The 25369-nt window shown below is 50.0% G+C and carries 24 protein-coding genes and 1 pseudogene; 5 read left to right on the forward strand and 20 right to left on the reverse strand.

Annotated elements, in window-relative coordinates; translation table 11 throughout:
• Positions 1-15: 15 nt before the first annotated feature.
• Positions 16-516 carry a hypothetical protein gene (locus NSQ22_RS16905; protein WP_008880384.1) on the reverse strand — a complete coding sequence of 167 codons (501 nt, stop codon included), beginning with the start codon at positions 514-516 and terminating at the stop codon, positions 16-18.
• Between the two features lie 213 nt (positions 517-729).
• On the opposite strand from NSQ22_RS16905, the gene NSQ22_RS16910 reads away from it, so the two are divergent.
• The gene (locus tag NSQ22_RS16910) at positions 730-1140 is read left to right on the forward strand and encodes a helix-turn-helix transcriptional regulator (protein ID WP_029761384.1); all 411 of its coding nucleotides are present in this window, start codon (positions 730-732) and stop codon (positions 1138-1140) included.
• Positions 1141-1269: 129 nt separating this feature from the next.
• Here the strand turns inward: NSQ22_RS16910 and ssb are convergent, their stop codons facing one another.
• Positions 1270-1629: a single-stranded DNA-binding protein gene (gene ssb, locus NSQ22_RS16915; protein ID WP_171355633.1), complete on the reverse strand. Its 360-nt coding sequence runs from the start codon at positions 1627-1629 to the stop codon at positions 1270-1272.
• Between the two features lie 271 nt (positions 1630-1900).
• On the opposite strand from ssb, the gene NSQ22_RS16920 reads away from it, so the two are divergent.
• Positions 1901-2341, forward strand: a complete 441-nt coding sequence (locus tag NSQ22_RS16920) for a YwpF-like family protein (RefSeq protein ID WP_008880387.1) — start codon at positions 1901-1903, stop codon at positions 2339-2341.
• Between the two features lie 186 nt (positions 2342-2527).
• Here NSQ22_RS16920 and NSQ22_RS16925 read toward each other — a convergent pair whose 3' ends face one another.
• The 4 genes from NSQ22_RS16925 to NSQ22_RS16940 form a co-directional block, all read right to left on the reverse strand.
• The gene (locus NSQ22_RS16925; protein ID WP_008880388.1) at positions 2528-3199 is read right to left on the reverse strand and encodes a class D sortase; all 672 of its coding nucleotides are present in this window, start codon (positions 3197-3199) and stop codon (positions 2528-2530) included.
• 6 nt (positions 3200-3205) lie between these two features.
• Positions 3206-4174, reverse strand: a complete 969-nt coding sequence (locus tag NSQ22_RS16930) for a processed acidic surface protein (RefSeq protein WP_081157468.1) — start codon at positions 4172-4174, stop codon at positions 3206-3208.
• A gap of 109 nt (positions 4175-4283) precedes the next feature.
• Entirely contained in the window at positions 4284-5660 is a 1377-nt protein-coding gene (locus tag NSQ22_RS16935; RefSeq protein WP_339263918.1) for an aspartate kinase, read from the reverse strand.
• A gap of 150 nt (positions 5661-5810) precedes the next feature.
• Complete coding sequence (locus NSQ22_RS16940; RefSeq protein WP_008880391.1) at positions 5811-6245, reverse strand: DUF1284 domain-containing protein; 435 nt, start codon at positions 6243-6245, stop codon at positions 5811-5813.
• A gap of 301 nt (positions 6246-6546) precedes the next feature.
• Here NSQ22_RS16940 and NSQ22_RS16945 point away from each other — a divergent pair, with 301 nt between their 5' ends.
• The 3 genes from NSQ22_RS16945 to NSQ22_RS16955 all read left to right on the forward strand — a co-directional run bounded on the left by NSQ22_RS16945 (position 6547) and on the right by NSQ22_RS16955 (position 9486).
• The gene (locus NSQ22_RS16945) at positions 6547-7107 is read left to right on the forward strand and encodes a hypothetical protein (RefSeq protein ID WP_230459194.1); all 561 of its coding nucleotides are present in this window, start codon (positions 6547-6549) and stop codon (positions 7105-7107) included.
• 303 nt (positions 7108-7410) lie between these two features.
• The gene (gene adh, locus NSQ22_RS16950) at positions 7411-8931 is read left to right on the forward strand and encodes an aldehyde dehydrogenase (RefSeq protein ID WP_008880393.1); all 1521 of its coding nucleotides are present in this window, start codon (positions 7411-7413) and stop codon (positions 8929-8931) included.
• Positions 8932-9126: 195 nt separating this feature from the next.
• Positions 9127-9486: a DUF779 domain-containing protein gene (locus NSQ22_RS16955; protein ID WP_008880394.1), complete on the forward strand. Its 360-nt coding sequence runs from the start codon at positions 9127-9129 to the stop codon at positions 9484-9486.
• 280 nt (positions 9487-9766) lie between these two features.
• On the opposite strand, the gene NSQ22_RS16960 is transcribed toward NSQ22_RS16955, so the two are convergent.
• From NSQ22_RS16960 to NSQ22_RS17025, 14 genes and pseudogenes are all read right to left on the reverse strand, one after another.
• Positions 9767-11374: an MDR family MFS transporter gene (locus NSQ22_RS16960; protein ID WP_011888258.1), complete on the reverse strand. Its 1608-nt coding sequence runs from the start codon at positions 11372-11374 to the stop codon at positions 9767-9769.
• Between the two features lie 11 nt (positions 11375-11385).
• A complete protein-coding gene (locus NSQ22_RS16965; RefSeq protein WP_100660562.1) occupies positions 11386-12279 on the reverse strand; it encodes a TetR/AcrR family transcriptional regulator in 894 nt (297 codons plus the stop codon).
• On the reverse strand, positions 12272-12412 hold the full coding sequence (locus NSQ22_RS16970; protein WP_008880397.1) for a hypothetical protein: 141 nt from the start codon (positions 12410-12412) through the stop codon (positions 12272-12274). The genes NSQ22_RS16965 and NSQ22_RS16970 overlap by 8 nt, the downstream gene beginning before the upstream one ends.
• A gap of 207 nt (positions 12413-12619) precedes the next feature.
• Complete coding sequence (locus NSQ22_RS16975; protein ID WP_099233123.1) at positions 12620-13492, reverse strand: ROK family protein; 873 nt, start codon at positions 13490-13492, stop codon at positions 12620-12622.
• Positions 13493-13785: 293 nt separating this feature from the next.
• On the reverse strand, positions 13786-14607 hold the full coding sequence (locus tag NSQ22_RS16980) for a carbohydrate ABC transporter permease (protein WP_008880399.1): 822 nt from the start codon (positions 14605-14607) through the stop codon (positions 13786-13788).
• On the reverse strand, positions 14607-15578 hold the full coding sequence (locus NSQ22_RS16985; protein ID WP_008880400.1) for a sugar ABC transporter permease: 972 nt from the start codon (positions 15576-15578) through the stop codon (positions 14607-14609). The genes NSQ22_RS16980 and NSQ22_RS16985 overlap by 1 nt, the downstream gene beginning before the upstream one ends.
• Positions 15579-15645: 67 nt before the next feature.
• On the reverse strand, positions 15646-16941 hold the full coding sequence (locus NSQ22_RS16990) for an ABC transporter substrate-binding protein (RefSeq protein ID WP_008880401.1): 1296 nt from the start codon (positions 16939-16941) through the stop codon (positions 15646-15648).
• A gap of 368 nt (positions 16942-17309) precedes the next feature.
• Positions 17310-18851, reverse strand: a complete 1542-nt coding sequence (locus NSQ22_RS16995; protein WP_008880402.1) for an AraC family transcriptional regulator — start codon at positions 18849-18851, stop codon at positions 17310-17312.
• A gap of 3 nt (positions 18852-18854) precedes the next feature.
• Positions 18855-20300, reverse strand: a complete 1446-nt coding sequence (locus NSQ22_RS17000; RefSeq protein ID WP_011888263.1) for a sensor histidine kinase — start codon at positions 20298-20300, stop codon at positions 18855-18857.
• A gap of 373 nt (positions 20301-20673) precedes the next feature.
• Entirely contained in the window at positions 20674-21687 is a 1014-nt protein-coding gene (locus tag NSQ22_RS17005) for a sugar-binding protein (protein WP_081157466.1), read from the reverse strand.
• A 106-nt stretch (positions 21688-21793) separates the two neighbouring features.
• A pseudogene (locus NSQ22_RS17010) lies at positions 21794-22117 on the reverse strand (RNA-guided endonuclease TnpB family protein); the annotation flags it as partial.
• A gap of 134 nt (positions 22118-22251) precedes the next feature.
• Positions 22252-23331 (reverse strand): tellurite resistance/C4-dicarboxylate transporter family protein, encoded by a 1080-nt coding sequence (locus NSQ22_RS17015; RefSeq protein WP_099233121.1) that lies wholly within the window; start codon positions 23329-23331, stop codon positions 22252-22254.
• Positions 23332-23557: 226 nt separating this feature from the next.
• Positions 23558-23884, reverse strand: coding sequence for a hypothetical protein (locus NSQ22_RS17020; protein ID WP_011888267.1), 327 nt, complete (start codon positions 23882-23884; stop codon positions 23558-23560).
• Between the two features lie 5 nt (positions 23885-23889).
• The gene (locus tag NSQ22_RS17025; protein WP_008880418.1) at positions 23890-25233 is read right to left on the reverse strand and encodes a 6-phospho-beta-glucosidase; all 1344 of its coding nucleotides are present in this window, start codon (positions 25231-25233) and stop codon (positions 23890-23892) included.
• Positions 25234-25369: the final 136 nt, after the last annotated feature.

Genomic DNA, 25369 nt, shown 5'->3' on the forward strand with positions numbered 1-25369 from the left:
AAAGATGCCATCGGCTCATTGTCGCTTTTCACGGTTGTTTCGGGTTGAACACGTAAACAAATAGGAAATGCGGCGGTGATCGCAAATGTAGATCGACTGTAGAATTTCATAAATGAGCTGCCTTTCCACGGCCAGCCATTCATTTGTGCGGATCAACGTGTATTTTTGTTGGAGCTGATTCCATTCATAGAGGGCAACAGCTAACTTTTTTGGTCGGAGATCGAGCTTGACGATAAACATGTAAAGCTGACTGACACATTTAAACACAAAATAAAGCTGGGCCTCATCCGAACAAGTGACGGTACGGAACAACGCCTCACCTTCGAATGAAAAACGCCCCTGCTCCTCTTCGCTTCTTAGGCAACGGAGCGAATCAGTGAAATTAGTCGGAACGATCGTTTTCAACCGGATGGAGAACGGATTTTTCATTTCCTTAATGAATACACGGTACATGTTTTTCCCTTTTTTCGCCTTATTTCGTTCACGGACAACTAAATCGGCGAGATAAATATTCACTTCGCTCCCTCCTCTCCTAGTAATAGTAAATATTTCCCCTTTTTTACTTATTGTACTATGTCCAATCAAAAGAAAAAAAGATGTCGACCATTGGCAGGAAATACAATGTTGTTCTAATCAAGAACGTATACAACCGTCGGTCTAAAAAGGAACAAAAATTACCATCACGCTTTCCTATCTTTAAGATAACGATGTAAAGCGTGGTGACAAATGATGAAAAAACTCGGTGAGATGTTGAAAAGGTTGCGGAAACAACAACGCTGGACACAGGAGCAACTGGCTGAACAGTTAAACGTATCCCGCTCGCAAATCAGCAAGTGGGAAAATGGCAGCACGCTTCCTGACATACAGTCGCTTGAAAAGTTATGCCGTCTATTTAATGTCAGCGCTGATTTTCTGATTGGCAGCGAAGTGCAACGGCGAGAAGTATTGCGTGAGGTAAAGCGGCTGTACGGAACAACGGAAATGAACGAAAAAACGCTCACTGCGATTGATTATTTGTTGCACAACCAAGATATGAGCGAAGCGATGTACACGTTGGCGAATTTGCCTGAGAAGAAGCGAAAACATGTCGAAACGATGTTGATCACGATCATTAAGGAATGCGCTGAAGCCATTGGCTGACTCCCCGTGCAACCATGCCTGAGCAGAAAAAAGCGCTAACATGAGTTGCTAGCGCCATCGTTGGGGAATGTGTGAGGAAACGTTCTTTCTCTTGGGGATTCACTGAGAAAGGCATGAATGGGGAAACAACTAGACGTGCTCCGGCCATTCTCGCACTTTGCCGGAGTGGAGAAACTGAACTGAATCGGCTACGACTTCCGTCACATAGACGCGCTGGCCGTCTTTGTTTTCATAACGGCGCGTCTGGATTCTACCCGTTACCGCCACCATCGATCCTTTTTGGCAATAATGGGCAGTATGCTCTGCCGTTTTCCGCCATAGGACACACGGAACGAAGTCAGCATCAATCCCCCCTTCCGCGTTGCGAAAATTTCTTGCTACCGCCAAGATCACGGTTGTAACGGCCGTCCCTTCGGCCGTGTAACGAAGCTCTGGATCCTTCGTCAATCGGCCGACAAGTACGACTTGATTGATCATGTTCCGGTGCATCCCCCCTTTCTATCCACCGCACCCTTATCATAAACGATCCCGTTTTTTGCCGTAAAATCGCGATTTTTGCATTTTTTTGCGCAATCTATCTGTACAATCACCGAAAAAAGTGAAGACTGCATCGACAATGGTGCAGCAAAATGGCGTTTTTGTCATTTCACGGCAAAAAAGGGGGATAGCTTTTGCCACTGCAGTCGCATGATCCAGTTTTTCTTCCCATCGCTACCTATGCTATAATCATGGGTAAGACAACGGTAATGAGGTGGACGATATGAAAACGTTCAAGCTTGTCGGGCTCTCGGTCATTGATGAGGAAATGCGCCGCCAAGACATTCCGTTTATTGACGGCTTGATCATTAATAAAGAGGATGGCCAAAACCGCTGGCTTGTTGAAGCGTATTTGGATGATGACTATGAGCCGATGTTTGCCAGCTTGAAAGAACAACCCGAATTTCAGCTACAAGTAACAATTACCAATCCTAGCAATGACCCGGCGAACATGCTTGTCGCCGTCCGATCGATCACAAAAATGAACGGCCATATTAGCGTCCTCATGGAAGGACTGATGATCCCGAGGCGGACTCACTTGGCTGAAGTCGTGCTGGCCGGCCTTGTCGAGAAAGGGCTGCAAGGTGAAGCACTGCTCAAAGAATTTCGCCAGCAAATGGACGAACGGCATAGCGCAAGAACACGTAATGACCAGAAAAGATAAAAGGGGGATGACTGAAAAGGCCGCCTGTCCTCCATTGAAATAAACGAAGAAGCCGTTTCATGTGTATATAGTAAATAAAAGAGGTGTCTCATGACTTTGAGACACCTCTTTTTATGTTCATCAACTTCCTCACTGTGCTTCGATCGACGAGGGGGTTCTCCCGAAACGATGTGACATATTGGCATGTCACGGCAAAGTCATGTGAGCGGCGGTGTCAGTCCGAACAGGGCGGGCTGTGACGATGTATCGTTTCGGGGCGGGACCGATCAGACGAAACGGGTAGCATGTTGTCACGGTCAGCGTTGGCCGCGCCTTGTCGACCAAAACGGTTCGGTCGTCGTCATCAACAATGCGGATGTTGACGACACGATAATGAACGATCGACTCATCTGTCCGGATGATGAGCGCATCGCCGATGTCGATTTCTCCAAAGCGGCGGAATACGGTGTCGCGGTGGCCGGACAACACGACATGCCCGTTGCCACCCGGCCAAGCGCTTGCCGGATAATGGCCGACGCCACGGCGCAATTCTTGTTCACGGACCCCTTCATACACTGGAATCGCCACCCCGAGCTTCGGAATGGACAATTCACCGAGATAGGCGCCAAGTGGCCGAGAAGGAGAGATTTTTTGACTCTCGGGTGAATAGGCAGCCTGCGAGCGCGTTTTTGCTTCTAACTCAGATGCATGCCGTGTAGGGGAATGGGCATTGTCTTGCTTTGCCGCTTTCCAGCCAACAATGTACCAATACCCGTTCCAGCCGGCTATCGCCATTCCGATGACCATGAGCATGAACGCCGCATAGCAAATCACCCGACGTCGCCAAGGAAGATGGATCGCATGTTGCTTATGCCCCATCGCGCCTCATCCTTTGAGCCGTCCAACCCGTCGATAAAGAAAGAACCCAGCAAACATAAGCAACAGACCGGCGAGAGCGTGCATCAAGTATGGAGAAGCGGTATCGGGGAGTTTTTCCCCGTACATCATTCGCTTCATCTTAAGCGCCAACAAACCGGCCTCAATCCCTTTCTCCCCAGCGCGGACGATGTAACCAGATGATAACATTTCCCTCGTAACGGCAATATCGACGATTTCCTCGTCTTGACGGTTATACAATTTGACCACGATTGGTTTCGCTCCGGCCGATGCAGTCGCTGCGGAGAATCCCGTTTCCTGTCCATCAACATAGAACTTTGCTTCAAGCTGCAACAAATCGAGCGCCTCGTTCCAAATCGCCTGCAGTTTACGACGGGCTTCTTTTGTCCATGGTCCCTCCGTTTCTTTAAACGGACGCAGCCGCTCACGAAGCGTTGTTAGCTGCTCGGACAGCTGCAGATTGCCAAGTGAAGCGATATGACGAGCGAGTTTGTTCACTTCTTTTTCCGTCATGCCTAACGCCCCAAGCAAATCGTTCATTTGCTGCATAGCATCGTTATGCTGCGAGTAAAAGCGAATGGCGGCATCTAAATCTTCCACAAACGTGTACTCTTGCACCGTTTCGCCAAACTGTCCAAGCAGTGCATCGAGCTCCTCGACGGTCAGTCCGTGCTGATGCAACACAGCATGGAGCCGCTCTTCGTTCAGCGGCGTACCAAGCCATTGTTTCAACTCCTCCATGGTGCGAAAATCAGCAACGGTCAATCCATATCGGTCTAAATAAGTAAGCAAATCGCTTACCGTCCAGCCGACACTTTCCACGTACTGTTCCAGTTCCGCACGGCTAATGGCAGCTGCTGCACTGACCGGAGATAACGCTAACATCACCGCAAAAACAGCCATAATAATCCATTTTTTCACCATCGTTTTCCCCCTTCCATTGCTGCTTGCATACATTGGTAGTATTTTCCGAGCTCTTCCTTTCTATGCACGAAAAGCAGCAATGGCGGAAACAAACGATACAATCAATGAAAAAAGGATGTCCGCGACGCGGACATCCTTTTCCTTATGACGGCTGACTAACGGTCAACTCTTGAAAGTAGGCGTGATATAACGCACGAACCGCCTCGTTGACGACATCCTCTTTGACGCCAAACATCATGCTGACCTCCGATGATCCTTGGTTGATCATCTCTAAGTTAATGTTGGCATTCGCGAGCGCCGTCGCCGCTTTGGCTGCCATCCCAACCATTTTTTCCATCCCTTCGCCAACCACCATGATAAGCGCCAATCCGTACTCAATCGTCACTTCATCGACGACGAGCTCATCGCGGATGCGGGCTAAAATGCGCTCATCTTTTCCATCGGCAAGCTGACTTGCCCGCAAAATAACTGACATGTTATCGATACCAGACGGCGTATGTTCATATGAAATGCCCTCGTCTTCTAAAATTTGCAACACGCGCCGACCAAAGCCGATTTCGCGGTTCATTAAGTATTTACTAATGTTGATGCTGCAAAAGCCGGTATCGCTAGCAATACCCGCAACCGGTTCATCTACATGGTTGCGTTTGGCAACGATCCACGTACCCGGCGCAGCCGGGTTATTCGTGTTTTTCACGCAAACCGGGATGCCAGCCCGATATACCGGCTCGAGCGCCTCATCATGAAAAACGGAAAAGCCGGAATACGACAGCTCGCGCATTTCCCGATACGTAATTTCTTTCAGTTTGCGCGCGTCGGCGACAATCGAAGGATTGACGCAATAAATCGAATCAACGTCAGTAAAGTTTTCATACACGTCGGCTTTTACACCTGCGGCAACGATCGAACCGGTAATATCCGATCCACCGCGCGGGAAGGTGACGATATGGCCGGATAGGGAATAGCCGAAAAAGCCCGGGATCACGAGCACACCGCGACGCTCACGCAGCTGCCGCAGCTTGTCGTACGACTCCGGAAGCACTTGGGCGTTGCCAGGTTCGTCCGTCACGATAATGCCGGCCTCAAGTGGGCTAACATAGCTCGCCTCGAGCCCAAAATCTTGCAAATAGAGCGCCATCAACCGGGCATTATGATCTTCACCGCTCGCTTTTATCGTATCAAGCAGGCGGGCTGGCTCATTTCGATAGGCGCTAATTTTTGACTGTAAATCATCTGTGAGCTCAGCTAAAAAACCGTTGGCTTCCAGTTCGAGCTCATCGGCAATGTCAGCGTACCGCTTCGTGATCGCCTGCATCGTTTCGTCGTACGGTTCACCAGCCAACACTTGTTCAGCCAGCCGAATAAGCATATCCGTCACTTTCACGTCGTCTTTGCATCGCTTACCGGGTGCTGATACGACGATGATGCGGCGTTCAATGTCCGAACTGACAATATCAGCCACCTTGCGGAATTGCGCGGCGCTCGCCACCGAACTTCCACCAAATTTGGCTACTTTCATGTTCCATGACCCTTTCTGTCGAAAGTCTTTATAATTGTTTATCATATCACATTTTTCCGCTCGTGAAATCATTCATTTTTTAGAAATTTCCGCGAATGGTGAAAATATGTGCCACTTTGGAACAACAATGGCGATGAGCCCCGGAATCATTTATAGTTGGGCCGTGTTTCCGCGGCGGACATTGGCGATGCCTTCTTTGCAGACGCCGTGCGGCAGCCACGAACAATGGCGGCATAAATAATCCAAATCATCCGGCTCAACCATTTCGGCTATCCGCCGGATCAACTCCGACTTCTGATATACGTTCCCCGCCTCCAAACCTAAATGGCGGATGACGTTTCCATCGAGTAAGCGCACATGGTCATCCGAATTCGGACTGGCTTCGCATGTCGCTTCGCCATGGTGCGGACAGGCGAGACACGCCTCATCAAGCGCCGCGACAACTTCAATCGGAAAATCGTCCTCTTCATCACGAATCCGTTTGACGATCTCCCACATTTTTTCGACAAACGAAGGACTGTAGCCCATGCCGCGAAATCCGTGCACACAAAGCAAATGATGGCCGCGCAAGCGCAACGGCTTCATGCCTCTCTCCCCTTTCTTCCTCTGTTTGTTCGAGCATATGCCAGACATCCTCGAATATGCTTCGATTTCGTCCGGATATCCTGCGCGATTTTCCTATTATCATCATCATACGCGAACGGCTGTCTTCTGGCAATTCAGACATCGCCCTCTCTCTCGTGCGCTTCATCGCAGACACGCTCCCCCTTTCTTTTCCTTCGCAGTCATTCCCAATCCCCCGTACTTTTTCAGGGGGGGTAGGAGGCTCGCCAGCTAGCGTGATAAAATGGAATCGATGACTTTGCCACGAAAGGATTGGCTGATGATGACAAAAGACGAAGCAGCTCGTTTGCTTTCTATCTTGCTTCACGAATTGACGAAGCCTTGGCAGAAAGAAAAAGTCCATTCCGATGTGCTCGAAATCATTATGAAACTGCGCATTCAAGCAACGGACGAGGAACAGTATATGAACGATTTGCTTAGCAATATCGCTTTTGCGAGCGAATCGGCGCACGCGTTAAAACAAATTTGGGGCTATATGCTGCGCGAGCAAACATTTTTGTCACCGGGTACGATCGAGGCAATGCTCACCGACGCCCAGCAGGCAATCCGACGCCAGTTGCCAGAGCTCACCGATCGGTACAAACGCCCGTTTGCCGAAATCGACGATGCGGCAGAACGGAAACGTCAACTGGAACGCTCTTATAGCGCGTTGCTCTTGTTTAATCGAATCGCCACCGATTTTTTAATCGAATTCGGCCGGGAAGAAAACGAATCGGCTGCGCGTACGTTTTTCGCTGCTGATCCGAACGAACTGCTCGAAGTGTTCCATCACCTTTGTGGCGTATACGCGAGCCGCTGGCTTGAGGGGCTTGAGGTGGATTAATCGGCCGTTTCGGGCAAGGGGCTGACTCAACAGGATGTCTGTGCCCGCAAGTGAAACTTACCAATCCATTCAAGTGTATACCGTAGTGGAAAAGAGGGGCTCACTTGCTTTTGAGCCCCCCTTCGCACTCGAACCGAATGGCTTTCTTTAGCCAAACAACCGTTTCCGACCAATTTCCTAGGATAGCTCCTTTCTCGTTTGACAACATTGTCCAGCCATGCTAATCTAAGCATTGAAAGGAATTTTTTAAATATTCCTTTAATTGAAAACGTATACAACAATAAAATGAAAGGGGTATCGGGGATGATTTACGCACAACCAGGCCAGCCAGGGGCGCTTGTCACGTTCAAAAAACGCTACGAAAACTTTATTGGCGGCAAATGGGTACCACCGGTGGACGGTGAGTATTTTGAAAACATCACACCGATCACCGGGCAGCCGTATTGCGAAGTGCCGCGCTCAAAAGCCGCCGATATTGAACTGGCGCTTGACGCTGCCCATGCCGCAAAAGAGGAGTGGGGACGCACGTCACCTGCAAAGCGCGCCCGTTTGTTGAACAAAATTGCCGATCGGATGGAAGAAAACTTAGAAATGCTCGCAGTGGCTGAAACGTGGGAAAACGGCAAACCGATTCGCGAAACATTGGCAGCTGACATTCCGCTTGCCATCGACCATTTCCGCTATTTTGCCAGCTGCATTCGCGCCCAAGAAGGCACCATTTCGGAAATCGATCATAACACGGTCGCCTACCACTTTAAAGAACCGCTCGGCGTTGTCGGGCAAATCATCCCATGGAACTTCCCGATTTTAATGGCGGCCTGGAAACTCGCGCCAGCCCTTGCGGCCGGTAACTGCGTCGTCTTAAAACCGGCGGAACAAACGCCGACGTCCATTCTCGTCCTCATCGAACTCATCGAAGATTTGCTTCCACCTGGCGTCGTCAACGTGGTGAACGGTTTTGGCTTGGAAGCCGGCAAGCCGCTCGCCTCAAACCCGCGTGTGGCGAAAGTGGCATTCACCGGCGAAACGACGACTGGACGTCTCATCATGCAATACGCCTCGCAAAACATCGTTCCGGTTACGCTTGAGCTTGGCGGCAAGTCCCCGAACATTTTCTTTGCTGATGTAATGGAAAAAGATGATGATTTTCTCGATAAAGCGCTCGAAGGGTTTACGATGTTCGCCTTAAACCAAGGTGAAGTGTGCACATGCCCATCACGCGCCCTCATCCACGAGTCGATTTACGATGCTTTTATGGAACGGGCGCTTGAGCGCGTCAAACAAATTAAACAAGGCAACCCGCTTGATACTGAAACGATGATCGGCGCCCAAGCGTCGTCTGAGCAGCTCGAGAAAATTTTGTCATACATCGATATTGGCAAACAAGAAGGGGCCGAGTTGCTTGTAGGCGGTGAGCGGAACATGCTTGAAGGAGAGCTCGCCGGCGGGTACTATGTGAAGCCAACCATTTTCAAAGGCCATAACAAAATGCGCATTTTCCAAGAAGAAATTTTCGGACCGGTGTTGGCCGTCACGACGTTCAAAGACAACGATGAAGCACTCGCGATTGCTAACGAGACGCTGTACGGCCTTGGTGCTGGTGTCTGGACGCGCGACATCAACACCGCGTACCGGTTCGGGCGCGGCATTCAAGCTGGCCGCGTTTGGACGAACTGCTACCACGTCTACCCAGCCCACGCCGCGTTTGGCGGCTACAAAATGTCCGGCATCGGCCGCGAAACACACAAAATGATGCTCGACCATTACCAACAAACGAAAAATATGCTCGTCAGCTATTCGCCGAAAAAACTCGGCTTGTTCTAATACTCACCCACCCACCCTTTCATCGCCTCTTCGTTTTGAGGCGAATCCTCATCATTTTGCCAAGGTGTCCCGCTCTGTTCGGGACACCCTCTTTTGTCTTGATGACACTGTTGTTGTCTTGCTCATTGTCTGCCAAGCGGCGGCTACCGTCAATGTCGAAAATAAATCTATACGCATGCGAAAGAGGTGCACGGAATGAGTGATGAACCGAAAGTTGTCGCCACAGAAGCGGCGCTGGCGTTAATTGAAAAGCTGAAAGCGAAGTACGGCCCCCTTATGTTCCATCAATCTGGCGGCTGCTGCGATGGCAGTTCGCCAATGTGCTACCCGCTCGGCGAGCTGATCGTTGGCGATTCCGATATTCTACTTGGCGAAATCGGCGGCTGTCCGTTTTACATTGCCAAGGCACAATACGAATATTGGAAGCATACACAGCTGATTATCGATGTCGTTCCCGGGCGCGGCGGCATGTTTTCGCTTGAAGGCCCGGAAGGCGTTCGCTTTCTCACCCGCTCGCGCGTCTTCGGACAACCGTCGGATAAAAGCACGCCATAGTTGCTGACAATGACCAAACATCGTCCAGGCCCACCGACCATATTAACCCGCGGCGCGCCCTAGGTCATGGTCACCTCGGGATCGTGTCATTTCACCGTTCACAACCATAGCCGACCTCCATCCAGGAGAGGGGGCGCAGCCATGAGTGAAGTGGTTAATGCGAACAGACAAACAGTATGGTCAGGATGCCCCCTGCTAGACATACAAAAGGACCGTGCCGATTCCAATCGACACGGTCCTTCACTTTCATTCTCCTCCGCCTGTCGCGGAGTTTTTTCTTTTATTCGGCCTGCTTCATCTTTTTCATCGCCTCGTCCCGGTCGGAAAGCGTAATCCGCTTTAAGCCGAACACGAACAGCAAGCCCACCGCAATAAACACAAGCCCAAACAAAAAGACAGCTTGCAGTGAATCAACGAGCGACTGTTTCAATACCGGCACGAACATGTCGCGCAGTGCGGCCGGAATATTCTTCATCGCTTCCGGGCTGAGCAAGACGGAATACAGCCCTTGCGGATCGTTATGAATCATATCCGCAAATCGGTCAACAAGCCCTTGCGCCTGTGCCGGCAACGCTTCAAGCTTTGGCATCAATCGTTCATCAAGCAAAGCGCTTGAGCGATGGTTCATGATGGCGCCAAGAACGGTCATGCCAAATGTCCCGCCGATTGAGCGGAAAAATTGGCTTGAAGACGTCACCACGCCAAGCTCCGATTTTGGAAAGCTTTCTTGCAAAGCGAGCGTTAAAATCGGCATCACAAGCCCTGTGCCGAGCCCGAGTATGATCATATATACTGTTGCTGTCCATTTGGACGTATCGACATCCATCGTGCCAAGCAAACCGAACGCCGCCAACATAATGGCCATACCGATGATCAGCTGTGTTTTCACGCCAATTCGGTAGACGAGTCGACCGCCAACGACACTGCCGATAATCATCGTAACCATCATCGGTGTCATGATCGTTCCTGACTCTGTGGCGCTCACCCCAACCACGCCTTGCATAAAAAACGGAACAAACATAATGGCTCCGAACATGCCGACGCTCATGAAAAAGCCGATGCCGTTCAACAACGTAAACGTCCGATTGCGAAAGAGCCACAGCGGGATGATCGGCTCGTCAGCCCGTTTTTCTGCCCAAATGAACAAGGCGAAAAAGATCACCGCCGCTGCAAACAGCGAGATGATTTGCCATGAGCCCCACGCATATTGGTCACCGCCAAACGTCAACCCAAGCAACAAGCTGACGACCCCCGCCGTCAGCGTCGCCATTCCGGCAACGTCAAATTTCACCGGCCCTTCAGCTTTATATTTGCTTAAGCCCATCGCGATCAGCACTGTTGCTAAAATACCAACCGGCAAGTTAATATAAAACACCCAACGCCAGTTCAAATGGTCAACGATAAAGCCGCCGATTTGTGGACCTAGCACTGAAGCAAGGCCGTACAAACCGCCGAACACCCCTTGCCATTTCGCACGCTCTTTCCCCGTAAACACGTCACCAACGACAATCATCGCCATCGGCATCATAATTCCGCCGCCGATTCCTTGAATGCCGCGGTAAATAATAAGCTGGGTCATATCGTTGGCCATGCCACAAAGTGCAGAGCCGGCCATAAAAATGACAAGTCCACTCACATACACGAGACGCCGTCCAAGCAAGTCGGCGAGCTTACCAGCGATCGGCACGACAGTCGTCGATGTCAACATATACGCTGTCGTCAGCCATGTCATCACGCCAAGCCCGCCGAGCTCTCCCACGATGCGCGGCATCGCTGTTCCGACGATCGTCCCTTCAAGTGCTGCAAACAACATAGCGATAATGAGTCCCGTAATAAGCAGCGGACGATGCCGGATCGTACTTGCTGGCGCTGCTAATGCTTTTTCCATCTGTCTCTCTCCTATCCATTCAATTGTTGATACGTTTTAATTTCTTGGCTCAGCTCGGCCAAGGCCGCCGCAAGTGAGGGCGCTTGTTGATGGCGCAAATATAAAAGCAGCGCATCGACCAGATAGGCGCGCGGCGGCTCATGACGCCCGAGCAACTCTTCTTCGAGCGCGTCGACCGCCTCAAGCACATCATCCGCCTTCTTCGAGCCAAGTTCCTTCGCCGCCTCCCGAACGGCGGAAAACGCGGAAGCAAGACGCTCTCGTCGCTTTTGTCGCTCGCGCTCTTCCAATTCTATCCACGAGGCAAATGACTCCTTCGTCAACAGTGGACGTTCATCTGCCGCAAAGCTGTCGATGATCGCATCGAAGCGCCGCATGAGAAAGCGAGCTACCTCCTCAGCGTCGAACGACTCCTCGTGGAAAAAGAAATAAAACAAATATTGTCGGATGACACCGTTCACGATCATCGCCACATCATAAAGATGTGGCTCGACTGCCTCCCCATATACGTCTTTGAGACGCGAACAATACCATAAAAAGAGCCGCCCATGTTGGCAGAACATATACTGCTCAATTTCCGGATTGACTTTTGGCAGCTGTTCCGACATGATCATATGCAAAAACTCTTTGTATTGGCGGACATGCGAAAAATGAGCAGCCAGCTGGCGGACGAACTGTTCTTTTTCTGACCCGCCAACCGCTGCTGTCAAATCGGCCATCATCTTCTCACTATAATACTTCAGTACCACCAACAACAATTCTTCTTTCGAAGTAAAATGATGGTAAAACGCCCCTTTGGAAATGCCCCATGCCTCAACTAAATCTTGAATCGATGTCGCATGATACCCTTTTTGAGCAAACAACTTCATCGCTGTTTCGATAAATTGAACGCGCCGTTCATCCATGGCAATCGCTCATTCCTTCCCTATTCGCCGCCTCCCATTGCCGATAAGATGGCAACAATGCGCGTGGCTTTACAAAATCAGCCCGCACCCCACGCTGCCGTAACCATTCAATCAATTGACGGACATCGCCCATTGTCCTCGCCTCCATACGCTCTATGACCAAACAGTCAACGCTATTATAAACAACGATTATCAATTTATGCAACTAAAAAATCATGGTTTTTTTGACCGGACAGTCACAAATATAAATAGTTTTTTGAACATACGGTCAAAGAGACGGATTGCCAACAAAAACGGCCGTCCATAGCCCTGCAAAAGGCCATGAACAGCCGTCATCCTACTATTCCAACGCTGCGGCAGCAAGCGCCAAGGCTCCTGAAATGCCAGCATTATCGCCTAACCCCGGAAGGACGATATACTCCTCAATGTTTGTAAGAACTGCCTCGTGCTGAATATAGCCGCCAAGCCACTCCTGCACATAGCGATGGACTAACGGCAGCACGTGCGTCTGTTTCATGACACCGCCACCAACAATCACTTTTTCCGGTGATAAAATGAGAATATAGTCAGCAATAGCTTGAGCTAAGTAAAACGCTTCAAGCTCCCACACCTCATTGCGCGCAGCCAATTCTGCTCCCTTTTTCCCCCAGCGCCGCTCGATCGCCGGGCCAGACGCCATCCCTTCTAAGCAGTCGCCATGGTACGGGCATATGCCGGCAAACGCATCATCCGGATGACGGCGGACAACAATATGCCCCATTTCCGGATGAATCAGCCCATGAAGCAGCCGCCCTTCCACCACCGCGCCAACGCCAATGCCGGTTCCGACCGTCATATAGAGGCAGCTGTCCAGCCCTTGCGCCGCCCCCCATCGCAGCTCGCCGAGCGCCGCCGCGTTCACGTCCGTATCAAAACCGATCGGTACCGGAAAATGTTGTTTCAGTGTGCCAACAAAATCGAAATTCGTCCACGCCTGTTTCGGCGTGCTCGTAATATAGCCGTACGTCGGGCTGCTAGGACGCAGATCGATCGGGCCAAACGACCCGACGCCGATCGCCTCAATGCCATGCGGACGGAAAAACTCGATGACATTGGCCATTGTCTCTTCTGGCACGGTCGTTGGAAACACCTCTCGCTTGTAAATTCTCCCGTGCTCATCACCAACAGCGCAGACAAATTTCGTCCCCCCAGCTTCAATCGCTCCTAGAATCATGTGTTTCCCCTCTTTCTTCACTTGTTCTGCTCTTATCTTAATAGAAAGGGACTCAACGGTAAACTGAAAAGGGGCATCAAGCGTACTTCTCTTTTTGCCATCACCGATCAAACGTGAACGGCTATTCTTTTGCAATTTTTACAAGCGATGTCCACTTATCTGCTGCTGAAAGAAAAGGCGCCCATATCATCAGAGAGCGGCAAATGAATATTGTTGCCACTATTTTTACCAAACGAAAAAGAGCCGCCAACAAGGCAGCTCCTCCTGACACACCTGTTGCCCTTTCCACCAACTCACCCTTTCACCGAGCCGGCAAGCAGTCCACGGACGAAGTATTTACCAAGGAAGATGTATACGAACAACGTTGGCAGTGCAGCCAACAAAGCGCCGGCCATTTGTACGTTCCACTGGACAATTTGACTGCCGGATAAGTTTTGCAAGGCAACCATGATCGGTTGTTTGTCCGACGTCGTGATCGTCACGGCAAACAAAAACTCATTCCAAATGTTTGTAAACTGCCAAATAGCAACAACGACAAATCCGGTGATCGACAACGGCAGCATAATGTAGCGGAAAATGCGGACAAACCCGGCGCCGTCGATTTTCGCCGATTCGATCATCTCATCCGGAATGGCGGCGTAAAAATTGCGGAACATCAGTGTTGTGATCGGGATGCCGTAGACAACATGGACGAACACCAGCCCCGGAATCGTGTTGTACAACCCGATTTCGCGCAAAAATTGAATCAACGGGATTAAGATGCTTTGATATGGAATGAACATGCCAAATAAAATAAGCGTAAATAGCGTATCCGCCCCTTTAAACTTCCACTTCGACAGCACATATCCGTTGAGTGACCCTAGCAATGCGGATAGCAGTGTCGCTGGTACGACAAGCAAAATCGAGTTCCAAAAGTTTGGAGCCAGTTTCTCAAATGCGGTCGCATAGCTGCTCCAATCGACCGCCGACGGCAGTTTCCACATATCAGCCAATGTCACTTCATCGAGCGGTTTTAAGCTCGTCACAATCATGACATACACTGGCAAGAGGAAAAATACGCTCATCGCCAGTGCAAGCAGATACAAAAATGGCCGCGCCCATAACTGTTTCGCCATTACGATTCCCCCTTGCGGCTCGAGATGAGATACGGAACGATAAAAATGGCGACCGACAGCAACATCACAATCGCAATCGCCGCTCCGTTCGCATAATAATTGCCGCGGAACGTCGTTTCAAACATATACACTCCGGGCACATCAGTGACAAAGTTCGCACCCGGTCCGGTCATGGCGTAAATTAAATCAAAAATTTTCAGTGAAATGTGCGCCATAATGATGATGACACTGACCGTAATCGGCCGCAACAACGGCAAAATGATTTTCCAATACAATTGAAGCTCGGTCGCTCCATCCATTCGCGCCGCTTCGCGCACTTCATCCGGAATCGCACGCAAGCCGGCCAAATACATGGCGACGGCAAAACCGGTCATTTGCCAGACCGCTGCCACCATAACCGCAATCATCGCCAATGGGATGCCAAATTCGATTTTGCCCCATTGAAATCCGCCTAAGATCGTTGTATCCGTATACCATTTGGAATCCAGGCCAAGCGGTTTTAAAAACAAGTTCACGCCCGTTGACGGGTTAAACAACCATTGCCACACCACCCCGGTCACAACAAAGGACAAGGCCATCGGGAAAAAGAAAATGTTGCGAAACAACGATTCCCCTCGCAGCTTTTGGTCAAGCAAAATAGCAAGCAGTTGGCCGAGCACAATCACGACGGCGATAAACAGCACTGTAAATACGATCGTATTGCGCAAATCAGCTTGAAAGCGGAAATCTTGGAATAAATACTGATAATTTTTCAGCCCGGCGAATGACCAATCCGGAACGAGCGAATTCCAATTGCTTACCGAAACATATCCTGTCCAACCGATAAATCCATAAACAAATAGGAAAATGAGCACGACCGACGGCGCCAAAAACGCTGTTGCCAGCCAATGATCAGCTGTCCATTTTCGCTTTTTCCGCGCCACAGGAACGGTCGTCGTTTCTTTCGCTGGCGCGATTTTTACCGTTTCCATCATCATCCCTCCTTGCGATGAATACGAGAAAAGGGGAGGAGAATGGCTCCCGTCCCCTTTTCCTTCATTACTTCTTCAGTTCCGCTGCAGCCGAAACAAGCGTGTCAATCAACGAATTGACATCCTTTTGCGTGACGAAAATGTTAATCGCTTGGTTCACTTTTGTGACAAAACCTTCTGCCGCTGCTGATCCGTGCGCTAAGCTTGGCGCCAGTTCTGCGTTTTTGAAATCTTCCATCGTTTGTTTGCCGTATTCGTCATACTTTGACGGGTCAGCATCGATACGGGCTGGAATTGAGCCTTTCAGCGGGTTAAACGCATCTTGCCCCTCGACCGATCCAAGCAAAGCTAAAAACTTCTTCACATCGTCCGGATTTTTCACACCTTTTGGCAAGCCGAACGTATCAGTAATGACCATAAACTTGCCGTCGGTGTTCGGGGTCGGCACATAGCCGAAATCTTCATTCACTTTTAATTTTAAGTCGTTGACAAAATAGCCTTTGGCCCAGTCCCCCATCACGTACATGGCCGCTTTTCCTTCCGCAACAAGCTGAGCCGCATCTTGCCAGTTGCGCGAGCTATGGTCTTCGTTAATGTAACCGAGCATTTTCTTAAACGTTTCAACTGCTTGTTTCACTTGTGGAGCGTCAAACGACAGTTCCCCGTTCCAAAGTTTTTGGTAGTTGTCCGTTCCGAGTGTGCCAAGCAACACCGTTTCAAACAAATGCGTCGCGGTCCACGGTTCTTTATCGCCAAGTGCTAGCGGCGTAACGCCTTTTGCCTTTAGCTGATCCGCCACTTCGAAAAACTCGTCAAATGTTTTCGGCGGCTGCAGCCCGTTGTCGGCAAATACTTTTTTGTTGTACCAAAGCACGTTGCCGCGGTGAATGTTCACCGGAACGGAGTAAATGTTGCCATCTTTGCTTACCATGTCAATGAGCGCTTCCGGGAATTTGTCCATCCAACCTTCTTGTTCATACAAGTCATTGAGTGGCTCCATTTTACCGGCAGCGACCCAACCTTCATTCAGCTCCGCCCCACCGTGCACTTGGAACGTCGATGGCGGGTCGTCCCCTTGCATGCGGCTCGCTAAGACCGCCTTGGCGTTCGTTCCGGCCCCGCCGGCTACCGCCGCGTTTTCGACTTCAATATCCGGATGTTTTTCTTGGAACAGTTTGATCAATGCTTTGAGACCGTCTTCCTCACCGGCTCCAGTCCACCAGCTGAAAATCTCTAGCTTCTCTCCTGCTTTTTGGCTGCCTTGTTTGGCGTCATCGGATGAAGAAGAGTTCGAGCTACAGCCCGACAGCGCCATCCCGACACCAAGCGCCAACGCCAACCATGCGGATGCTTTCTTTCGCATGTTCCTCCCCCTTTATCCCCTTTTTTGAAAACCTTTTCAATAGTGATTTTATCATGCGCCACTAGTCTGATTACGACTTGATTCCTTCACTTTTTTGCGTTTTTCTTCACTTTTTTGTTGTAGGGAAAAAAGAAAAGCGGCTTGTCCATATTCCTCATTTTTAGCGCAGAAGCCTCTTGTTTCTACATTAGAATGTACGTGGTGGAGCGTTGACAAGGTACAGGTCACGACAGCTGCCTCATCGGCATCCATTCTTGTCAAGCTGTTTGTAGCTTAGCAGGGGAATCACCGGTCGCACAACATCAAAAAAGCCCGCCCAGTCGGGAGGCGAGCCAATGTTTTGTTGGAGATGGGTGAGGCTGCATCGGCTACCGCCTCTGCAGTTTTTTTCGGTATTCGCTCGGCGACCAGCCCGTTTGTTTTTTAAACACGCGGCTGAAATAGTTCGGATCGTTGTAGCCAACGGAAAAGCATATTTCTTTTAAACTAAAATCGGTGCGAACGAGCGCTTCTTTTGCCCGCTCGATGCGCACGTTCGTCACATAGTCAATAAACGTGACGCCAAACTGTTCTTTGAACAGTTTACTGAAGTAGTACGGGCTCATCCCAGCATGTTCGGCCACTTCTTCAAGCGTCAGAGGCTCGGCATAATGACGGTCAATGTACTCTTTCGCCTTGCCGAGTTTGCCGTGGGCATGCTGGTGGCGCCAAACCTCAAGATCCGTAGCAATGCGGTCCAATTCATCCAACACGGCCTGCTGCAACTCAGCCGCCGACCGACAAGAAGTAAACGAAGCGATCCGCTCGTAGCGAATCCCAAGTTCAGATAAACGGCGCCCAATCCATATCAATGCCTCTTCCGCCTTGCGAACAGCAGACGGCAGTGAGTAGGATGAGGTCAGTTCCTTGATATACGTTCGACACACCAACCGCGCTTGCTCGATATCACCAAGGCGCAATGACTCAAACAGCTGTTGATCCCGTTCCGCCGCCCTACTAGCGTACATCGCCTCTGCGGGCGGAAATCCAACTTGCGCTTTTTGCCGTTCTGCATAATAGCGCACAGCCGACAACGCCTCATAGTATGAAGAACGAAGCTGATCCAAGCGCGAAACAGGGGAGCCAAGTCCGATATACAGCGCGGCACCGTACCGAGCGGAAAACTGCCGCGTCAAATCGAATGCCAATGTTTGAATAGTGGGCTTCCAAGCCAACTCACCATCATCGGGGCTTTGGAAAAACAAAATCGGCAGGCGCCCATTCCCCATCCGTCCCATTATATAGCGCACTGGCGCACGCTCATCCAGCTGTTTGTCGAGCCATGATTTCCATTCATCGACCTTCCCCTTATCAGGAAACTGAAGGACAATAAACATTCCTGTCGCTAGCGAAAACGGCAGCAGCTCCTTCCACCGTTCCCACTCATCAGCCGATACGTCTTCCGTCATCAGGACGGACAGCCATTCGCTTTCCACCAGTGTCTGCAACCGGCGAAGCTGCTCCTGCAGCTGGCGGTTGCTCTCTTCATGTCGCCGTTTCGCCGCTACGGCTTGACTGACCCGTTCTAAAGCTGAAATCACCTCCTCCTTCCGGCTCGGTTTCAATAAATACTCTTTGACCCCAAAGCGCATCGCTTGTTTTGCATAGTCGAACAAATCAAACGCCGACACAATAATGAACTCGATATCGAGGCCGTCGCGGCGAATGGCTTCAATCGCTTGCAGTCCGTCAAGAGCGGGCATTTTGATGTCAATCAGCATGATATCTGGACGATAACGCTTGGCGATCTCGACCGCCTCGCGCCCGTTGGCACCCTCCGCCACCACTTCCATCTCGGGTAGATGGTCGCGAATCATTTTGCAAAGCGCCTTGCGCTCCAATGCTTCATCATCGACGATCACCACATTCATCGCTCATCCCTCCTTCGTCCATTTGGGCAACCGCAGCCGGATAGTCGTTCCTCTCCCCGGCGCCGACTCGATATCTACCACATCGGTGACGCCATAAAACAATTGCAAGCGGCGAATGACATTGCGCAAACCGATGCCGGTCGAATGGCCGCGCCCTTCCTCGCGGCGCGATTCCCTCTCTTCCCCGCGAATGAACGCCTCAAATTCCGTTTTCACTTGCTCGTCCATTCCGACTCCATTGTCGCGCACTTCCACGATCACCCGGCTCTCTCCTTCGGCAATCGACACCGTCAGTTCCGCCCCTTGTTCATATGATTCGATGCCATGAATGAACGCATTTTCAATCAGCGGTTGCAACGTCAAAGGCGGAAGCCGCTGGCCAAGACAAGACGGCTCTGCCTCAAGAGAAAACTTGATCCGGTCAAAAAAGCGCGTTTGCTGAATGAAAAAATATTCGCGAGCAACGCGCACCTCATCGGCAAGCGTCACCGTCCGCTGCAAATCGCCCAGATTGTAGCGTAAAATCGCTGCCACTGCCTCAATCAGCCGCGATGTTTGTGGGGCGTCCTCCAAATACGCCATCTTCGCGACCGTATTCAACGTATTGAACAAAAAGTGCGGGTTGATTTGGCTTTGCAAACTTTTAAGCTCCAGCTCCTTCACAAGCCGGTCGAGCTCGGCTTTTTGTTTCATTTCTGCAATCAGCTGTTTTAAATTGCGGCGCATGTCATTAAAGGTGATCGTGAGCAGCCGCAGTTCATCATTCGTTGTCGGATTTACATCTGGCCCATCGAGCCGTCCGGCGCCGATCTCTCGGGCTACATGTGCAAGCTGGATGATCGGCCTCGTCAAACTGCCGGAGAAAAACACAGCAAGAAGCACACCGAAGCAAAGCGTTGTCGCAAACAACCCCATTCCCATATACCGGAAATAGTGGTTACGCTGTTCGACTTCATCGTACCGTCGTTGATAAGCCGTTAACTCATCATCAATTAAGTTTAACGTTTCTTCCTGCAAAAAAAGGGCAATATTCATCGTTTCATGCAGATGGGATGAGTACAAGCTAATATTTCCGGCCTGAAAATGGTAGACCGTGAGCGCTGCTTCCTCTAACAAACTTTCGATCATATGTTCATAGTTTTCTGCTGCCAACCGGTCAGACAATATCGGCAAGATAGCACCAACTTGGCGGCGGTGTTGTTGCAGCCAGTGTACCTCCTGCTCATAGGCGCGCGCGTATCGCCCCTCTTTTTCCGATACATACGCATTCAGCTGCTCCATCAACCGGTTTGTCCGTTGCGACACTTCATTCAGCAACAACAATCGGCGCATCCGGCGATCATAATCACTCATCATCTCTTCACTAGTTTGATATAAAAGAAACACCGCTCCATTTAACAAAAGCAAAAAAACGGTAAAACAAAGCAACATCTTTGTGCGGATGTTCATCCTAGCTTCCCCCCGCTGTCACCAGCGCTTTGTTGTCTACATCATCTTTGTACCGCTTCAAGTCAAACTTTCTCGGACATCAAGTTGATCCAACCAATGAAGACATCGCCGCGTTCAAGCCGGGCGTATTCGAACACGAAGGACATCCATTTTTCATCATACGTCCTCACTGTTTCGGCGGCATTCGTCCGCCTTCTGCCGATTTCAGCCCGTCCTACTAGACTGATTGATGGAATAGAACATCTCGTTTCACAGCAATGTTCCCCAAACGGAAAAGCCTTTTTACATCAGCTTCTCGTTGCACACAATGACCGTTCGCTCAAGGAAAACACTGGTTTTCACCGGCCTTCTACAGAAGCCGCAGATGCCAGTGTCATGGTGTCTTGACCTCATAATTGCGCGCCGGGCGCAGCGGTAAATCTTCTTTCCGAATGACTTTCGTCTCTGTGTTCGTTATAGCCGGCACATCATGTCCAGCAACGATGTCGGCCATCATTTTCACCGCTCGGTACCCCATTTCATACGGTTCTTGGACAACTGTCGCTTCAATCGTCCCTTTTTGCAAATACTCGATCGTCTCCGGCAGCGTGTCAAATCCGATAATATACGTTTCCTGCTCCCTGTGAAATTGTTCTACCACTCGGGCAATACCGATCGCATCAAGAGCACTCGTACCATAAAAGGCGTTGACTTCCGGGTGCTTTTTCAAAATCGTGTATGTCTTTTCAGCCGCTTGCACTCTTGTGATATGCGACTCCTCGACCGCCACGATGCGAATCCGTTTCTCATTCTTCACCGCATCACGAAACCCGCGCACCCGTTGCTGTTGGTGAACCGCGGTCAAACTGCCGGTAATGATAGCGACATTCACCATCCCCTGCGTATCTTCGACCAGCGCCCGGCCGGCGATAAATCCAGCGTAGTAGTTGTCTGTTCCAATATAGCCGACACGCCGGCTCGTTGGGGCATCAGTATCAATGGTCAACACCGGGATATTCTTGTCGACAATTTCGTTAATCACCGGAACAAATTCCACTTCCGTCAGTCCTTGGGTGATGATCCCATCAACCTTCGCTGCCGCCGCCTTTTTCAAAATGCGCAAGTGTTCATCAATATTTGCCTGCCGCGGTCCGATATATTCGAGGTCAACATCAAGTTCTCTTGCTGCTGCTTTCGCCCCTTTTTCAACGAGCCGCCAATAATCATTGTCAAGCTCCTCCGGTACGAGTACGAAATGATACGTATCCTTCGCTTTAGCGAGCGTCTTTTCTTCTCCCACCCCCGAATACATATACACATTCCACGCACAATAGGTAGTTAAGGAAGCGCTTCCAATAAACAAGGAGATACCGCCTGCATAAAATAGCCGTTTCCACCACCGACGCATGTTCGACTCCCCCCATCGTTCCCCATTCACACGGAATCTATGTTTACGTGCAATCCATTCCCTTACCGCTATTGTACACAAATACACTGGTTTTTGGTCGTCTACTTCTTTTAAGATATTTTGCAAGACTGATCGCTTTATAATCATCTTTTCCTTGTTTCGCCAAATCGAAGGAAGACTGAAAAGCCTCATTGACCTTTTTCAAAATTTGTTGTGCTATATTGCTATTTAACAACTTATGGTTTTCATTCGTTTTCACAAGGCGACAGTTTTTTCCATCATTTAGAAATTCTTTATGCTCAAAATAGTATTGCCGGACATTGTATAAGCCTGCGTTATACAGATTCTTAGCAATACGACATAGTTCTCCAAGAGTTAAGCATTCTTCTTTCGTTAAGCCATTGAATTGCTGTTTAATGCAGAAATACATTTTTCACCTCCTTATCTCTTCACATTATCCTTTGTTTTCAGTGATTCATTCCCCACTTACTTCGCTAGGTGGAAGTGGGAGTTTTCTCGCTTGATTTTGATAAAAAATACGGAAGGGCCTTCTTCTGCCCTCCCTTACCTTTTTCTCGTCCGTTGCCACAACGAGCTACTCTCCTCTCCCCTCTGTTGGCGAAAACTCGCATACAAATGGTGAATCAACCCAAGGAACACCATCAACCATGCCGTCATCGCCACGTACACCATGAAACGAGGGATCACCTGCAAAAAAGGAAGGCTTAACGCCTTGGATAATTGATACGTACTCGTGGTATACATGGCAAGCGGGAACGCCATCCCCCAAAACTGCGGATCGTATTTCAGTGGATAATGATGATATAAATGACGCCAAATCATCAAAATGAACAGAAGCGGAATCCACCATGTCCCGGTAATCCAGAAAAACAGAGTAAATCCTTTCAAAAACGGAAGCAATTCGCTAAGAAACGACCAATTGTCTACATGAAGCATAAGTGTAGAACCGGCCAGTGTCGTGATCGCTACCGCTCCCATATTGATCCAATACGGCGGCGTTAACGCCGCAAACTTTAATTCGACGAACGTAAACCGGTAGAAAATAAGGGTAATAATGTTTAAATACAACATACATCCAAGCAAATACATGCATAATGCGACAAACAGGACAATTTCCCGCCCATTCTCGACGTAGGGCGAAAGCAACGTGCCGAGAACGGAAATCGACTGTGTCGCTACCGCCGCTATCAGCCATGCACCGTTAATTCCTTCTGACAACGTCGGTTTGTTTTTTCGCACCGTAACAGCGGTGAAAAAGGTATACATGATCACAAGCCAAAGGAAAATAGCCAAAAACCATAAATACAAGGCAGGTTCAGGGTGATGAGCCACGATGATGAGCTGACTGCCAAATACACACGTTCCAGCGACTAAGGTAAAAAACCCAGGGCCAAGCGTATGGCTCGTTAAATCTTTCACAAACCTAGAAGTAAAGAACGCAAGGCGATAGAGCGTCAACCCCCATAAAATGGTATATACCACTATGTTGAAATAAAGCAATCCGGTAGAAACGACATGCATATCAAGCAAAAACGTGGCGATCGACAAAGCCCCTGTCGCCATCACAAGTGCAAAATAGCCAGGAAATAAGTTTATCGACATATTTTTCACATAGCGAATCATCTTCTTCCCCCCTTGCTCTTGACCCATCCTGACACGTCTCCCTCTCTATCACTTTCTCCCCATCCCCAACGGGTCTATATTTGCTTTCTGTATTCCAAATCAGCAAAAGAAACAAAGCGACGCCGCATTTCACTACAAGGATAGAAAAAACGATGATTCAAAAATGTCTCCCGAAACAGATCACGCCGTTTCGAAAAAGCTCCTCCCCTTCATCCTTTCCATTTCTCTACCGCTTCGCCTTGTTGAGCTCCAAGTGAATGAGCATGCGCAAACTTTCTTTTTTCACTTCCGCACACTTTCTTTCATTATCCCCCATTTTGCTTAACGAACGGCGGCCGATGGGGTGTCGTGGGAATGCACTGATGCTATAGCTGTTTACGCAGTTCAACAGTGAGAAAGCGAAAATCAATCCTATTAAAAATGGAAATTGGGGCGCAAACGAGGACGATTCATCACGGATGGCGTCATAGGGAAAGAGGGCGAATGGAAGAATACGACGGTGTTCAACGATAAAGCCGCCAACGACGGGCGGCTTTGTCAATCGCTTTTCCAAACGATTTAGTTTCCAGCTACTGTTTTGGCCTGTTTAAAAAACTGCGGCAAATGTTCTTTATGCGCTTCGAGCATTTCATCCAAAATTTGTTTGGCCACCGTATCAGAAGGAACAAGCGGGTTGATCGTCATGGCGACTAACGCCGTTTGGTAATCACCGGTGACGGCGGCTTCAGCGGCAACACGCTCGAACGATTTAATTTGCTGAACGAGTCCGCGCACCGCAACCGGCAAGTCACCGACAGCGATCGGTTTCGGTCCTTCTTTCGTAATGACACAGTTGACCTCGACAGCCGATTCCGACGGAATGCTGGCGATGGCACCGTTATTTCTTGTGTTGACCGGTTGGATGTCACGCTTGTCATTGTAAATCGAACTAATCAAGCTGCAGGCAGCGTCGCTGTAGTACGCCCCACCACGCTGTTCGAGCTGCGGCGGCTTGATGGCCAAGTTCGGGTCTTTGTACAGCTCAAATAGTTCTTTTTCAAGCTGCTGTACGACTTCGGCGCGCGTTCCTTTCGTTTTCGCCGCTTCGAGCTCCTCAGCCAACATTTTGTCCGTTTGGAAGTAGTACCGGTGGTACGGACATGGCAACACCTTCAACCCTTTCAAAAAGTCCGGTTCCCAGCCGAGGTCGACGATATTTTTCATCGTTACCCCGGAACGATCCGGATTGGCAACGAGGTCGATCACCTTCTCAGTTATCTCGACACCGTCTAGATAGACGTGCAAGCCAAAGACCATATGGTTCAGCCCGGCAAAATCGATGTGCACGCGGTCGGCATCAACACCAAGCAGCTTCGCGACACCCATGTGCATGCCAATCGGTACGTTGCACAAACCGACCACTTTATCGCGCTTCGTATAACGTAAAACCGCTTCTGTCACCATCCCCGCTGGGTTCGTGAAGTTAATGAGCCACGCCTCCGGGCATAACTCTTCCATATCGCGGATGATATCCAAAATAACCGGGATCGTCCGCAACCCTTTAAACAAGCCGCCGGGGCCGTTCGTCTCCTGACCGATCACCCCGTATTTCAGCGGGATGCGCTCATCTTTCGCCCGTGCCTCTAGGCCGCCGACACGAAATTGCGTCGTAACAAAGTCTGCTCCTTCCAAGGCCCGGCGGCGGTCTAGTGTCAAATGAATCTCAATCGGCACACCGGCTTTTTCGACCATCCGCTTGGCGAGGGCGCCGACAATCTCGAGCTTCTCTTTCCCTTCCGGAACGTCAACCAACCATAGCTCCCCGACCGGCAGTTCGTGATAACGTTTAATCAACCCCTCGACTAACTCTGGGGTATAACTTGACCCGCCACCGATCGTCGCAATTTTCAATCGTTTTTCCATACTCCTCTTCCCCTTTCGCCCTGTTAGGCATGATATAATGAACGTACGTGCGAATCGTTGACATTGGCCGTCCAATCGTCCTTCTTCCCAGCCATCGCGCGTCCCACCCTAGAAGGCTGGTGGCTGAATCGACCAT

The sequence above is a fragment of the Geobacillus sp. FSL K6-3411 genome (assembly GCF_037965715.1).
In the GTDB taxonomy this organism is placed as follows: Bacteria; Bacillota; Bacilli; order Bacillales; family Anoxybacillaceae; genus Geobacillus; species Geobacillus thermodenitrificans.